Genomic DNA, 13,269 nt, shown 5'->3' with positions numbered 1-13,269 from the left:
CTTGACCCGCGATGCTTTCTACAGCTGGAACTTGCCGACCAGCGTCTGCAGATGCGTCCCCAACCGCGCCAGCTCGACGCTCGACGCCGCGGTCTCTTCACTGGCGGCCGAGGTCTGGTCCGACACGTCGCGCACATTCATCACGCTCCGGTTGATCTCTTCGGCCACCGCGCTCTGCTGCTCGGCAGCAGCGGCGATCTGCTGGTTCATCGCCTGGATCGACGACACGGTGCGGGTGATGGTTTCCAGCGAGGTGCCGGCGCGGCGGGTCAGCTCGACGCTGCTGTCGGTCAGGCCGCGGCTGGCGTCCATGACCGTGGCAACCTGCTGGGTGCCGTTTTGCAGGCCGGCGATCAGCTGTTCGATCTCTTCGGTGGACTGCTGGGTGCGCTGGGCCAGGCTGCGCACTTCATCGGCGACCACGGCAAAGCCACGCCCGGCTTCACCGGCGCGGGCAGCTTCGATGGCGGCGTTGAGGGCCAGCAGGTTGGTCTGCTGGGCCACCGACTTGATCACATCGAGCACACTGCCGATCTTGTCGCTTTCGGCCTTGAGCTGGCCCATGGCTTCGCTGGAGTGGTTGACCTCGCTGGCCAGGCGCTCGATCTGGGCGATGGCTTCGCCGACCACCCGATCGCCTTCGCGGGCCTGCTGGTCGGCCATCACCGCCGCCTCGGAGGCTTCCTCGGCGTTGCGCGCGACTTCCTGCACAGTGGCGGCCATTTCGTTCATGGCGGTGGCGACCTGGTCGGTCTCGACCTTTTGATTGTTGACCCCGGCGCTGGTCTGCTCGGTGACTGCCGACAGCTCTTCGGCGGCGCTGGCAATCTGGGTGACGCCGTCGCCGATGCCACCGATCAGTTCGCGCAGGCTCACAGTCATGCGCTGCATGCTGCGCTGTAATTGGCCCAGCTCGTCACGGCGATCGACCTTGAGGTCGTGGCGCAGGTCGCCACTGGCGACGCGGTCGGCGGCGTTGAGGGTCTGGCGCAGGGGGATCACGATCTGCCGGGTAATCGCCCAGGCGGCCAGCAGGCCGAACAACAGGGCCAGCACGGTGGCCAGGGCTAGCATCGACTTGGCATGCTGCGACTCTGCATCGCGCAGGCCGGTGAGGGTGGTGGTCAGTTGCTGGCTTTGCTCGATCAGGCTCTGGCCGAGCACGATCATGTGCTGCGCGGCCTGCTCGGAGGCGCTTTGCGCATTGCCGAACTCGACCACCGCGCCACGGTAGTTGCCCAGGGCGCGGGCGGCCTGGTTGAAGTTGCTGGTGTAACTGGCCGGCAGCACTTCGGCCAGGGTCTTGAGCTGCGAGGTGGCCTGGTCGATGGCTTCAAGCGCCGTTTGCTGGAACTCGGGCTTGCCGCTGTAGGTATAGCCACGCACCTGGAAGCGCGCCTGTTGCAGCAGTTTGCTGGCGCCGACCACGCTGTTGAACAGGTTCAGATCGCTGCCGCCGAGCAGTTGTTGCTCGACCTGGGCAATCAACGCCGCGGCCTCGTCGGCGCTGCTGCCGAGCACGGCGCGAGCGGCTTCGCGCTGCTGGGCGGCTTTGTCGGCACTGGTCAGGGCCTGGTGGTACTGGCGCACGGCGTCGTGCTGCTGCTCGATCCGGCGGCGGTTCTCGGGCAGGACAATACGTTGGTCGACCGCTTGCAGCTGGCGTTCAAGCGCCGCCAGGGCGTTGCTCAGGCCCTGCGCTGCAGCCTCGTCGCCCTTGAGCTGGAAGCCCTGGCGGGCAATGCGCAGCTCCAGGGTGGCCTGGTGCACCTGGGAGATGCCGCCCAGGGTGTCGCCACGCTCGGTAATGCCGTTCAGGCCCTGCCAGCCGGTCAGGGTAATGGCCAGGGTCAGCAACAGGACCAGGCCGAAGCCGATGCCGAGTTTGAGATTGACGCTCACGTTACCCAGGTGCTGGGCTAACCAACGGTACATGGTGGGACTCCATTGCGATCGGCAGAGGCGATTATTGTTCTGGTGCCAATGCATCGGCCTGGAGCGGCAAAACTGAAGTCAGAACAAGCGTGCCAATAGCGCGGTGACCGCGGTCTCGACGCGCAGGATGCGTTCGCCAAGCTGTACCGGGGCAAGGCCGGCTTTGCCCAGCAGGTCGATCTCGTAGGGAATCCAGCCACCTTCCGGGCCGATGGCCAGGGTAACGGGCTCGTTCAACCCGCGTGGGCACGGCGGGTACTGGCCAGGATGGCCAACCAGGCCGAGGGTGCCGGCGCTGATGGCTGGCAGGCGGTCTTCGACAAACGGCTTGAAACGCTTTTCGATGATGACTTCGGGCAGCACCGTGTCGCGGGTCTGCTCAAGGCCGAGGATCAGCTGTTCGCGGATCGCCTCGGATTCGAGGAACGGTGTTTGCCAGAAGCTCTTTTCGACCCGGTAGCTGTTGACCAGGATGACCTTCGGCACGCCCATGGTGGCAACGGTCTGGAACACCCGGCGGAGCATCTTCGGCCGTGGCAGCGCCAGCACCAGGGTCAGCGGCAGTTTGGCCGGAGGCGGCTGGTCGAAACTGACCTTGAGTTCTGCTTCATGGCCTTCCAGGCGCAGGACTTCGGCCTGGCCCATCAGCCCGCCGATACGCCCGACCCGCAGGCTGTCGCCCACTGCCACGCGGTGGATTTCCTGCATGTGGGTGAAGCGCCGGTCAGCCAGCACCACACGGTCGGCCGCGATGAAATCGGCTTCTTCGAGTAACAGCAGGTTCACGGCTGGGTCGCTGGCGGTTGGTCGTTATGGTCGTCGGCAGCATCTTGCGGGTGCTCGCTGCGTTTGCGGATCAGCCCGCCAAACAGCACGCCGATCTCGAACAGCAGCCACATCGGCACCGCCAGCAGGGTCTGCGAGAAGATGTCCGGCGGGGTGAGGATCATGCCGACCACGAAGCAGCCGATGATCACGTACGGGCGGATCTTTCTCAGGTACTTCACGTCGACCACGCCGATCCACACCAGCAGCACTACGGCCACCGGGATCTCGAAGGCCACGCCGAAGGCGAAGAACAGGGTCATGACGAAATCCAGGTAGCTGGAAATGTCCGTCATCATCGACACCCCTTCCGGGGTGGCGCTGGCGAAGAAGCCGAAGATCAGCGGGAACACCAGGAAATAGGCGAAGGCCATGCCGGCGTAGAACAGGATGATGCTCGACACCAGCAACGGAATGGCGATGCGCTTTTCATGGCGGTACAGGCCCGGCGCGATGAAGCCCCAGATCTGCTGCAGGATCAGCGGAATGGCCAGGAACAGCGAAACGATCATGGTCAGCTTGAACGGCGTCAGGAACGGCGAGGCGACGTCGGTGGCGATCATCGTCGCGTTGGCCGGCAAGTGCGCGCGCAATGGCGCCGAGACCAGGGTGTAGATCTGCTGCGCGAAGGAAAACAGCCCGGCGAAGATCAGGAAGATGGCCGCGACGCAGCGCAGCAGGCGTGTACGCAACTCGGTGAGGTGCGAAACCAGCGGCATCGGCTGGTCGTTTTCCGGAATATCGCTCATGGGGCTCGCGGTGGCTGTGTCGGTTCGGTGGGCGCGCTGGTGGCTGGCGGCGCGGGTTCGCTGCTGACCGGGGCGGGCGCCGGGGCGCTTTCGCTGGTGGCTGCCGGGGTTGCCGGCGGCTCGGGCGTGACGCTGTTGGGGTTGAGGATCTTGCGCGCTTCCTGCTCCATGGAGAGGATGTGCTCGTTGTGCAACTGACGACGGATGTCATCGGCGCCGATTTCGCGCTCGACCTCCTGCTTGATCGCATTGAAGCTGCGCTTGAGCCGGCCGATCCACAGCCCGGCGGTGCGCGCGGCACCCGGCAGGCGCTCGGGGCCGAGCACCAGCAGGGCCACCAGGCCCACGAGCAACAGTTCGCTGAAGCTGATCCCGAACATTGATCAATCTTTCCTGATCGGCTCTTCGACCTTGTGGGCCTGGCCGTCGATGGTCTGCGGCTGGTTCAGCGGCGAAGCGGCCTGGGGCTGGACCGGTTGCACTGGCGGTGGCGTCTGCTCGGCCGGCTTGGACTCTTCTTCGTTCATGGCTTTCTTGAAGCCCTTGATCGACTCGCCCAGGTCGCTGCCGAAGTTCTTCAGCTTCTTGGTACCGAACACCAGTACCACCACGACCAGCAGGACGATCCAGTGTTTCCAGTCAAAAATACCCATGGTGCAATCCCTCGAAATAATTCAGTTAGGCCGACGGCTGACGCGCTGCTTTCTCGGCGTGCCCGGACAGGCCGAAGCGGCGGTCCAGTTCGTCCAGCACCGCCTGCGGGTGCTGGCCCAGTTGAGCGAGCATGACCAGACTATGGAACCACAGATCGGCGGTCTCGTAGATGACATCGCTGCAGTCGCCACTGTGGGCGGCGTCCTTGGCGGCGATGATGGTCTCGACCGACTCTTCGCCGAGCTTTTCCAGAATCTTGTTCAGGCCCTTGTGATACAGGCTGGCCACGTACGAGCTGTCGGGCTCGGCGCCTTTGCGCGCTTCCAGTACTTCGGCCAGGCGGGTCAGGGTGTCGCTCATGTCAGTGTCCTGCGCTGTAGATGGCATTCGGGTCCTTGAGGACGGGGTCGACGGTCTTCCACTCACCGTGCTCGAAGACCCGGTAGAAGCAGCTTTCGCGGCCGGTATGGCAGGCGATATGACCCAGTTGTTCCACAATCAGGATGATCACGTCGGCGTCGCAGTCCAGGCGCATTTCGTGCAGTTTTTGCACGTGGCCGGACTCTTCGCCCTTGCGCCACAGTTTGCCACGCGAACGTGACCAGTAGATGGCCCGCTGCTCAGCGGCGGTCAGCGCCAGCGATTCGCGGTTCATCCAGGCCATCATCAGCACGCGCCCGGTCTTGTGGTCCTGGGCGATAGCCGGTACCAGGCCATCGCTGTTCCAGTTGATCTCGTCCAGCCAGTCTTTCATCTTCGACTCCAAAACCGGGTTCGATCCTTCGCCGAACCCTTGCGCTAGTGTGCCAGCCAGCGGCCCGGCTGGCTATCGACGCACGATCAGGTAGAGGCCGGCGGCCAGCATCAGCCAGGCCGGCCAGGCAGCAGGGGCGCTGAGGCTCACCGCGCCGGCTGCCAGAGTGGCGCCGCCGCCAAGCAGGCCGGCACCGAGCAGGCGCAGGGCCCAGTGATCGCTCTTGTGCTGCCAGGGTGCTGGCGGGTCGGCCAGGTGCGGCTGCGACATGCGCTCGAGCAGGTCGCGGGTCATGCCGGCCAGGTGCGGGATCTGCTCGACCTGGCCATGCAGGTTCTGCAGCAGGGTCTTGGGGCTGACGCGCTCGCGCATCCAACGTTCGAGGAACGGCTGGGCGGTGCTCCACAGGTCGAGGTCCGGGTACAGCTGGCGGCCCAGGCCTTCGATGTTGAGCAGGGTTTTCTGCAGCAGCACCAGCTGCGGCTGGACTTCCATGTTGAAGCGCCGCGCGGTCTGGAACAGACGCATCAGCACCTGGCCGAAGGAAATATCCTTTAACGGTTTTTCGAAGATCGGCTCGCACACGGTGCGGATCGCCGCTTCGAATTCGTTGAGCTTGGTCTGCGCCGGTACCCAGCCCGAATCGATGTGCAGCTGCGCCACACGGCGGTAGTCGCGCTTGAAGAAGGCAAACAGGTTGCGTGCCAGGTAGTCCTGGTCCTCGGGGGTCAGGCTGCCGACGATGCCGCAGTCGATGGCAATGTACTGCGGGCTCCACGGCTTGACCGTGCTGACGAAGATGTTGCCAGGGTGCATGTCGGCGTGGAAGAAGCTGTCACGAAACACCTGGGTGAAGAAGATCTCCACGCCGCGCTCGGCGAGCATCTTCATGTCGGTGCGCTGGTCGGCCAGGGTCGCAAGGTCAGTGACCTGAATACCGTAGATGCGCTCCATCACCAGCACTTTCGGCCGGCACCAGTCCCAGTAGACCTGGGGCACGTACATCATCTCCGAGCCTTCGAAGTTGCGCTTGAGCTGGCTGGCGTTGGCCGCCTCGCGCAACAGGTCGAGTTCGTCGTAGATGGTCTTTTCGTAGTCGTTGACCACTTCCACCGGGTGCAGCAGGCGCGCATCGGCCGAAACCCGTTCGGCACCGCGGGCGATCAGGAACAACCAGGCGAGGTCCTGGGCAATGATCGGCTTGAGGCCCGGGCGCACGACCTTGACCACCACCTCTTCACCGCTCTTGAGCTTGGCCGCGTGGACCTGGGCTACCGACGCCGAAGCCAGCGGCTCGACGTCGAAGCGGCTGAACACTTCGCTGATTTTCGCACCGAGCTGTTCTTCGATCAGGGCGATGGCTTTTTGCGGATCGAACGGCGGAACCCGGTCTTGCAGCAGCATCAGCTCGTCGGCGATGTCTTCGGGCAGCAGGTCGCGGCGGGTCGAGAGCAACTGGCCGAACTTGATGAAGATCGGTCCCAGGTCCTGCAACGCCAGGCGCAGGCGCGCGCCACGGCTAAGCTGCAGCTCCTTGCGCGGTAGCCAGCGCCAGGGCATGGCATAGCGCAGGCCCATCAGCCACCAGGGCAGGGGCAGGGCGAACAGCAGGTCATCGAGACGGTAACGGATCACGACGCGCTGGATGCGCAACAGACGGCGGACGGCAAGCAGCTTCATGCGTTATCGCTGGTATCAAGGGATCGGGCAAGGCGCTCGATGCGCGCCTCAAGGCGTTCAATATCGACTTTGAGCGTGTCGAGTTCGCCGAAACGGGCTTCGGCTTCGCGCTGGCCGACCAGGGTCCGGGCCTCTTCGGCGAGGTACTCGGAAAGGTTCTGGTTGAGCGCCGCCAGGCCCTGGCGGGTCCAGTTGGCGCGGCTGCGCAAGTGGCCGCTGAGCAGTTGCGTGGCGACCGGGCCGAGCCAGCGCGAGACTTCGTACTCCCAGTCGAGCTCCAGGTCCTGCAGTACCGCCACCAGGTCGAGCAGCACCGCACTGTCGCCTTCAAGCTCGACCTGCGGGCTGTGCAACACGGCGCTCTTGTCCTGGCTCAGGGCCAGGCGCAGCAGGCTGCTGGCCGGCGCGCGCAAGGTGCAGTCGGCCTCATTGGCCCAGTGCGTGGCAAGCATCAGGCCTTCGTCACTGGGCAGGATGAACAGCTGCAGGGCCGGCTGGCGGCAGTCGATGGCAATCACCTTGCCGTCGAGCGGGCGCAGGCGCGGCAGCGCTGTGCTGTCCAGGCGCAAAACACGGTTGAGGCCGTGTTCGACGCTGGCGAGCAGGCCGGCCAGGAGCATCAGGGCTTGATTCCGCGGTGCAGGGCGACGATGCCGCTGGTCATGTTGTGGTAGGTGACGCGGTCGAAACCGGCCTCGACCATCATCGCCTTGAGGGTTTCCTGGTCAGGGTGCATGCGGATCGATTCGGCCAGGTAGCGATAGCTTTCCGAGTCGTTGGTGATCAGCTTGCCGGCCAGCGGCATGAAGGCGAACGAATAGGCATCGTAGACCTTGGACATCAGCTTGTTGGTCGGCTTGGAAAATTCCAGCACCAGCAGGCGGCCGCCGGGCTTGAGCACCCGCAGCATGGAGCGGATGGCGTCTTCCTTGTGGGTGACGTTGCGCAGGCCGAAGGCGATGGTCACGCAGTCGAAATGGTTGTCCGGGAACGGCAGCTTTTCGGCGTCGGCCTGGACGAACTCGATGTTGCCGGCCACGCCGCGGTCGAGCAGGCGGTCGCGGCCAACCTTGAGCATCGACTCGTTGATGTCGGCCAGTACCACTTGGCCGGTGGGGCCGACCAGTTGCGAGAACTTGGCCGCCAGGTCGCCGGTGCCGCCCGCGATGTCGAGCACCCGGTTACCCGGACGCACGCCCGACAGCTCGATGGTGAAGCGCTTCCACAGGCGGTGCATGCCGCCGGAGAGCACATCGTTCATCAGGTCGTACTTGGCCGCCACCGAGTGGAACACCTCGGCGACTTTCTCGGCCTTCTGGCTTTCCGGCACGTCTTTGTAGCCGAAGTGGGTGGTGGGTTCGGCGTGGTCGCCTTTGCGCTGATCGTTCATATCGCTTCACCGGAAAAAATTACTGGCCATTCTAGGGCGTACGGTCGGATTTGTCTTGGCGGGGTGTGTCGCAGGTGGGGCGCGGGCATAATATAAGTATGCCTTCGAACCCAGGATTGAATGAATGACCCAGATCAGCGTTGAACGCAAACACAGCCTGGGCCGCGACGCGGCCCGGCAAAAGGCCGAGGCACTGGTCGACAAGCTGGCCCGCGAATACGACCTCAAGGCCAGCTGGAATGGCGACCGCGTCGAGGTCAAGCGCAGTGGCGCCAACGGCAGCGTGCAGATTGGCGAGGACAGCATCAAGGTCGAGCTGAAGCTGGGCATGATGCTGTCGATGATGAGCGGTACCATCAAAAGCGAGATCGAGCGGGCGCTGGATAAGGCGCTCGCCTAGCGGCTCAAGGGGGGAGCTGCAAGCTTTAAGCTGCAAGTGGTTCGCGGTGAGTGGGAGGGGCACGACAGTTTCAAGATCACCGCTGCCTTTCTTGCCGCTTGAAGCTTGAAGCTTGAAGCTTGTCGCTGCCCCCTTTATTAGTGTGCCAATTCTAATTTTTCCCCCTACCTTGTGCTCAAGCCCAACTTCCCTGGGCAGTTCCTCCATTTCCGTTCAGAGCGTGAGGTGCAGAGCATGGCCAAAGTTATCCTGAAGAAAAAAGACGACGCCCAGCGCACGTTGGGTGAAGTGCGCAGCTACGCGCGCAAGATCTGGCTGGCAGGTCTCGGGGCTTACACCCGGGTCGGCCAGGAAGGTGCCGACTACCTGAAAGAGCTGGTCAAGGCCGGTGAATCGGTAGAAAAACGTGGCAAGAAAAAGCTCGATGCCAAGGTCGATGCCGCCAACTCCGAGATCGATTCGGTGAAGGGCGAACTGAGCAGCGTGAAGGGCAAGGTCGAGGTTCAACTCGACAAAATCGAAAAGGCTTTCGACACACGGGTCGCGAGCGCCTTGAATCGCATCGGCATTCCGTCTAAACATGACGTGGAGACACTCTCTGTCAAGCTCGATGAGCTCACGGCATTGCTTGAACGTGTCGCACGTAAACAATAAGGAGAGCGGGATGGCTGGCAAGAAGAATACTGAAAAAGAAGGCAGCTCCTGGGTCGGGGGGATCGAGAAGTATTCCCGCAAGATCTGGCTGGCTGGTTTGGGTATCTACTCCAAGATCGATCAGGATGGCAGCAAGGTGTTTGACAACCTGGTCAAGGAGGGTGAGAAAGCTGAAAAACTCGCCAAGGGCTCTGTCGACTCCGCCAAGGCAACCGCCAAGTCGGCGACCTCGCGCATCAGCGACGTCAAGGACCGCGCCCTGGGCAAGTGGGACGAGCTCGAAGGTGCTTTCGACAAGCGCCTGAACAGTGCGATCTCGCGTCTTGGCGTACCGAGCCGCAGTGAGGTCAAGGCGCTGCATTCGAAGGTCGATACGCTGACCAAGCAGATCGAGAAGCTGACCGGTGCATCGGTTACGCCTATCTCGAAGAAACCGGCAGCGAGCAAGACCGCAGCCAAGCCATTGGCCAAGGCTGCAGCGAAACCTGCGGCCAAGCCTGCAGCCAAGCCAGCAGCGAAAACTGCGGCGGCAAAACCTGCAGCCAAGCCAGCGGCGAAAACCGCAGCGGCTAAACCTGCGGCCAAGCCAGCAGCCAAGCCGGTAGCAGCCAAGCCTGCAGCCAAACCGGCTGCGGCGAAGAAGCCGGCAGTGAAAAAGCCAGCGGCCAAGCCAGCAGCGAAACCTGCAGCGGCGAAGCCGGCGGCCCCTGCGGCCAGCGCTGCACCGTCGCCAAGCCCGGCGCCAGCAGCCGGTGCTGCAGCGGTCGCACCGGTGTCGTCGCCATCGGCAAGCCCGACCAGCCAGGCCTGATTTCAGGCGGCTGTCAGTCTACGCCCGGCCTTGTGCCGGGCGTTTTCATTATGGGTGTTGTACCGGGTTTGTGGGAGCCGGCCTTGCCGGCGAACAGGCTGCGAAGCAGTCCTAGGGTCAGCCATCCAGATACCTCAAGGCCAGCTGCTCTGCCGCATACCGCGACCCCGCCTCCAGGTGCGGCGCCACCAGCATCATCACCTGGTAGACCACCACTCCGACTTCACCTTCGCGAGCCAGCACCCGTTGGTAATCGAGCGAGAACAGCAGGGTCAGGGTGATCTGTTCCACCAGTTGCCCCAGCGCCCGCGTATCGCTGAGCACCTGGCCCTGGGCCTTGAGGCTGGCCAGCAGCGCCGCCAGGGTACGCTTGAGGGCGTTGAGCAGGTTGCGCATGCCGCGGGCCAGCTTGGGCAGGCGCCCGGTCAGGTTCGACAGGTCCTGGAACAGAAACCGGTACTGGGCCATGCGCTCGACGATCAAGTGCAGGAACAACCAGTAGTCCTCGGCATCCAGGCGCACTTCCAGCGGCGGGTCGAGCAGCGGCGTGAGCTCGTCCTCGAAGCGTTCGAACAACCCCAGCACCAGCGGCTCCTTGCCGTGGAAGTGGTAGTAGAGATTGCCCGGGCTGATGCCCATTTCGTTGGCAATCTCCAGGGTCGAGACATTCGGCTCGCCCTGGCGGTTGAACAGTTGCAGGGCACATTCGAGGATACGGTCGCGGGTTTTCATCCGTTCTTCTTGTTCAGCGCGCCTGCACGTAGCTGCCGGGCGCGGGGTCCATGGGAGGGTAGTTCTGGTTGCCGAGGGCCATCAGGGTTTCGCGCTGCACGCCGGAGCGTGCCTGAATCCACTCCAGCCACTGCGGCCACCAGCTGCCGTCGACCTGCTTGCCATCGTAGAGCCAGGCCCGCGGGTCGCTGCTCAGGCGCGGGTTGTCGACGTAGTGCGCCTTGGGGTTGCCCGGCGGGTTGATGATGCTTTGCACATGGCCGCTGTTGGCAAGGATGAAGCGCTTGTCGCCGCCGAGCAGTGCCGCCGAGCGGTACACCGCATCCCAGGGGGTGATGTGGTCGTTGCTGCCGGCGACGCTGAAGCTGTCGACGTTGACCTTCTGCAGGTCGATCGGCGTGCCGCATACCTCAAGACCAGCGGCGCGGGCCAGCGGGTTGTGCTTGAAGAAGTCCAGCAGGTCGCCGTGCAGCGCCGCCGGCAGGCGGGTGTTGTCGTTGTTCCAGTAAAGGATGTCGAACGCCGGTGGCGCCTTGCCCAGCAGGTAGTTGTTGACCCAGTAGTTCCAGATCAGGTCGTTGGGGCGCATCCAGGCGAACACCCGGGCGATCTCGCGGCCATCGAGCACGCCTTGCTGGTAGGAACGGCGCTTGGCCGCTTCGAGGGTCTGCTCGTCGGCGAACAGGCTCGCCGGGCTGTCGATCTGGCTGTCGAGCAGGCTGACCAGGTAGGTGGCGCTGCTGACCCGGCGCAGTTGGCGCTTGGCTTGCAAATGGCCTTGCAACGCCGCCATGGTCAGGCCACCGGCACAGGCGCCCATGAGATTGACCTCGCGGCTGCCGGTGATCGCCCGGCACACGTTGAGTGCTTCCTCCAGCGCCTCGACATAACTCGACAGGCCCCACTCACGGTGGCGCGGGTCGGGATTGCGCCAGCTGATCATAAAGGTCTGCAGGCCGTTCTTGAGCATGTACTGGACGAAGCTGTTGGCCGGGCTGAGGTCGAAGATGTAGAACTTGTTGATCTGCGGCGGCACGATCAGCAACGGCCTGGCGTACTGTTTTTCGCTCATCGGCTTGTACTGGATCAGTTCCAGCAGCTCGTTGCGAAACACCACCGAGCCCGGCGTGGTGGCCAGGTTACGGCCGACTTCGAAGGCCTGCGGATTGACCTGGCGCGGCAGGCCGTCGTTGTGGCGCAAATCATCGAGCAGGTGGTTGATGCCGCGCACCAGGCTCAGGCCGCCGGAGTTGAACAGCTCCTTGACCGCCAGCGGGTTGAGCAGCGAGTTGCTCGGCGCCACGGCATCGTTGAGCAGGGTGAACAGAAAGTGTGCGCGGGCGCGATCATCGGGTGCCAGCTGGCTTTCATCGATCCACAGGCGGGTCTGCTTCTGCCACGCCAGGTAGGCCTGCAGGCCGCGGCTGTAGATCGGGTTCTGGCTCCAGGCGGGGTCTTTGAAGCGGTTGTCTCGAGGGCCGGGCTGGTAGGGCGTTTCACCCAGCAGCACCTTGCCCAGCTGACCGCCCAGGGCAAGCATGTGCTTGGCGGTATGCAGCGGATGGCGCAAGCCATGACGGCTGACGCTGCGCAAGGTCGAGAGCAGGTCGCGGCCGCGCAGACCGCTGATTGCACTCTGCACGTTCATATAGGTGGCGGGGACCGGTAGCGATCCCTTAGCGGGTTTGTCTTTCATCAGGCAACACTCCGTCGTCAGGCCATCAACAAACACATCAATGCAAGAGCGACACCAACCTCACGCCGCGCACCCGGGGTGCCTGGCATCCTGCCATGGGCTCGGGTGTGGCAGGCGTCTCAGCTGCTGGGGGCGGGCCGAGGGTGCATGACGGCGCGTTGGCGCTCTTGCTGGAGAAACTTCATGATGATCGGGGCGACGGCCTCGGCCCGGGTGATCAGGAACAAGTGGCCGTCGTCGATTATGTGTAGCTGGGCATTGGGAATTCGCCAGGCCAGCAGGCGCATGTTGATCAAGGGAATCAACGGGTCATCGTCACCGGCCAGCACCAGGGTCGGCTGCTGGATCTTGTGCAGCCAGTGAATGCTGGTCCAGCCAAGCCCGGCGAACAGTTGCCAGTAGTAACCGAGCTTGCCGCCTGAGCGCACCTTGGCCGCGTGCGACAGGGCCAGGTCCGGGTCCCGGCGAAAGGCGCCGCCGTAGATCTGCGGGGCGATGCGGATCACATGGGACGGCTGTACGTAGCGCCTTGGGCTGGCCATCAACCACAACACCTTGGGCTTGCCCGGCACCATCACCGCGCCAGCGGCGGTGGCCGCCAGCACCAGTTTCTTGCAGCGCTCGGGGTAGTCATGGGCGAACTGCTGGGCCAGCGCCCCGCCCCAGGACACGCCAATGACATTGACCTGGCCATAGTCGAGGTAGTCGAGCATGCGCGCGGTGAGCTTGGCCAGGCCCGGAAAACGGTAGGGGTGGCGCGGGGTCGATGAACCGCCGACCCCCGGCACGTCGAAAGCAATTACCTCAAGGTCCGGGTCCAGGGCCTGGATGAAGGGGAACACCAGCTCCAGGTTGGCGCCGATGCCATTGAAGATCAGCAAGGGCGTCAAGTGCGGCTTGCCGGGTCGGACGGCGGTGCGGATGGTCTGGCCATCCAGGTCGACGGTCCTGAAAATATACGGTTGCGGCATGCGCGAAGCCCTGTGTTG

The 13,269-nt window shown here is 63.8% G+C and carries 16 protein-coding genes and 1 pseudogene; 3 read left to right on the top strand and 14 right to left on the bottom strand.

Annotated features, from left to right (window positions below; all coding sequences use genetic code 11):
- Positions 1-18: 18 nt before the first annotated feature.
- The 11 genes and pseudogenes from JYG36_RS26945 to ubiE form a co-directional block, all read right to left on the bottom strand.
- The gene (locus JYG36_RS26945) at positions 19-723 is read right to left on the bottom strand and encodes a methyl-accepting chemotaxis protein (protein WP_490101768.1); all 705 of its coding nucleotides are present in this window, start codon (positions 721-723) and stop codon (positions 19-21) included.
- 198 nt (positions 724-921) lie between these two features.
- A pseudogene (locus JYG36_RS26940) lies at positions 922-1,935 on the bottom strand (methyl-accepting chemotaxis protein); the annotation flags it as partial.
- 78 nt (positions 1,936-2,013) lie between these two features.
- Complete coding sequence (locus tag JYG36_RS25445; protein ID WP_213602671.1) at positions 2,014-2,721, bottom strand: 16S rRNA (uracil(1498)-N(3))-methyltransferase; 708 nt, start codon at positions 2,719-2,721, stop codon at positions 2,014-2,016.
- Positions 2,718-3,509, bottom strand: a complete 792-nt coding sequence (gene tatC, locus JYG36_RS25440) for a twin-arginine translocase subunit TatC (protein WP_045193879.1) — start codon at positions 3,507-3,509, stop codon at positions 2,718-2,720. Before tatC ends, JYG36_RS25445 begins: the two co-directional genes overlap by 4 nt.
- A complete protein-coding gene (gene tatB, locus JYG36_RS25435; protein WP_213602669.1) occupies positions 3,506-3,889 on the bottom strand; it encodes a Sec-independent protein translocase protein TatB in 384 nt (127 codons plus the stop codon). Before tatB ends, tatC begins: the two co-directional genes overlap by 4 nt.
- A 3-nt stretch (positions 3,890-3,892) precedes the next feature.
- Positions 3,893-4,162: a twin-arginine translocase TatA/TatE family subunit gene (locus JYG36_RS25430; RefSeq protein ID WP_045193875.1), complete on the bottom strand. Its 270-nt coding sequence runs from the start codon at positions 4,160-4,162 to the stop codon at positions 3,893-3,895.
- Positions 4,163-4,187: 25 nt separating this feature from the next.
- The gene (locus tag JYG36_RS25425) at positions 4,188-4,523 is read right to left on the bottom strand and encodes a phosphoribosyl-ATP diphosphatase (protein ID WP_010222337.1); all 336 of its coding nucleotides are present in this window, start codon (positions 4,521-4,523) and stop codon (positions 4,188-4,190) included.
- A gap of 1 nt (position 4,524) precedes the next feature.
- On the bottom strand, positions 4,525-4,917 hold the full coding sequence (gene hisI, locus JYG36_RS25420) for a phosphoribosyl-AMP cyclohydrolase (RefSeq protein WP_093376980.1): 393 nt from the start codon (positions 4,915-4,917) through the stop codon (positions 4,525-4,527).
- A 72-nt stretch (positions 4,918-4,989) separates the two neighbouring features.
- Positions 4,990-6,597: a ubiquinone biosynthesis regulatory protein kinase UbiB gene (gene ubiB / locus JYG36_RS25415; protein WP_045193871.1), complete on the bottom strand. Its 1,608-nt coding sequence runs from the start codon at positions 6,595-6,597 to the stop codon at positions 4,990-4,992.
- Positions 6,594-7,217 carry a ubiquinone biosynthesis accessory factor UbiJ gene (locus JYG36_RS25410; RefSeq protein ID WP_093376970.1) on the bottom strand — a complete coding sequence of 208 codons (624 nt, stop codon included), beginning with the start codon at positions 7,215-7,217 and terminating at the stop codon, positions 6,594-6,596. Before JYG36_RS25410 ends, ubiB begins: the two co-directional genes overlap by 4 nt.
- Complete coding sequence (gene ubiE, locus JYG36_RS25405; protein ID WP_045193869.1) at positions 7,217-7,987, bottom strand: bifunctional demethylmenaquinone methyltransferase/2-methoxy-6-polyprenyl-1,4-benzoquinol methylase UbiE; 771 nt, start codon at positions 7,985-7,987, stop codon at positions 7,217-7,219. Before ubiE ends, JYG36_RS25410 begins: the two co-directional genes overlap by 1 nt.
- A gap of 124 nt (positions 7,988-8,111) precedes the next feature.
- Between ubiE and JYG36_RS25400 the strand changes: the two genes are divergently transcribed.
- The 3 genes from JYG36_RS25400 to JYG36_RS25390 all read left to right on the top strand — a co-directional run bounded on the left by JYG36_RS25400 (position 8,112) and on the right by JYG36_RS25390 (position 9,852).
- On the top strand, positions 8,112-8,387 hold the full coding sequence (locus JYG36_RS25400; RefSeq protein ID WP_045193867.1) for a polyhydroxyalkanoic acid system family protein: 276 nt from the start codon (positions 8,112-8,114) through the stop codon (positions 8,385-8,387).
- Positions 8,388-8,621: 234 nt separating this feature from the next.
- The gene (locus JYG36_RS25395; protein ID WP_045193865.1) at positions 8,622-9,041 is read left to right on the top strand and encodes a phasin family protein; all 420 of its coding nucleotides are present in this window, start codon (positions 8,622-8,624) and stop codon (positions 9,039-9,041) included.
- Between the two features lie 10 nt (positions 9,042-9,051).
- Positions 9,052-9,852 (top strand): phasin family protein, encoded by an 801-nt coding sequence (locus JYG36_RS25390; protein ID WP_093376965.1) that lies wholly within the window; start codon positions 9,052-9,054, stop codon positions 9,850-9,852.
- A gap of 117 nt (positions 9,853-9,969) precedes the next feature.
- Here JYG36_RS25390 and JYG36_RS25385 read toward each other — a convergent pair whose 3' ends face one another.
- From JYG36_RS25385 to phaZ, 3 genes are all read right to left on the bottom strand, one after another.
- Positions 9,970-10,584, bottom strand: a complete 615-nt coding sequence (locus JYG36_RS25385; protein ID WP_045193863.1) for a TetR/AcrR family transcriptional regulator — start codon at positions 10,582-10,584, stop codon at positions 9,970-9,972.
- Between the two features lie 13 nt (positions 10,585-10,597).
- The gene (gene phaC, locus JYG36_RS25380) at positions 10,598-12,280 is read right to left on the bottom strand and encodes a class II poly(R)-hydroxyalkanoic acid synthase (RefSeq protein ID WP_213602667.1); all 1,683 of its coding nucleotides are present in this window, start codon (positions 12,278-12,280) and stop codon (positions 10,598-10,600) included.
- A 119-nt stretch (positions 12,281-12,399) separates the two neighbouring features.
- Positions 12,400-13,251, bottom strand: coding sequence for a poly(3-hydroxyalkanoate) depolymerase (gene phaZ / locus JYG36_RS25375; protein ID WP_045193860.1), 852 nt, complete (start codon positions 13,249-13,251; stop codon positions 12,400-12,402).
- Positions 13,252-13,269 lie beyond the last annotated feature (18 nt).

This window comes from Pseudomonas sp. SORT22 (assembly GCF_018417635.1).
Taxonomy (GTDB): Bacteria; Pseudomonadota; Gammaproteobacteria; order Pseudomonadales; family Pseudomonadaceae; genus Aquipseudomonas.
This window is presented reverse-complemented; position numbering and strand designations above follow the sequence as displayed.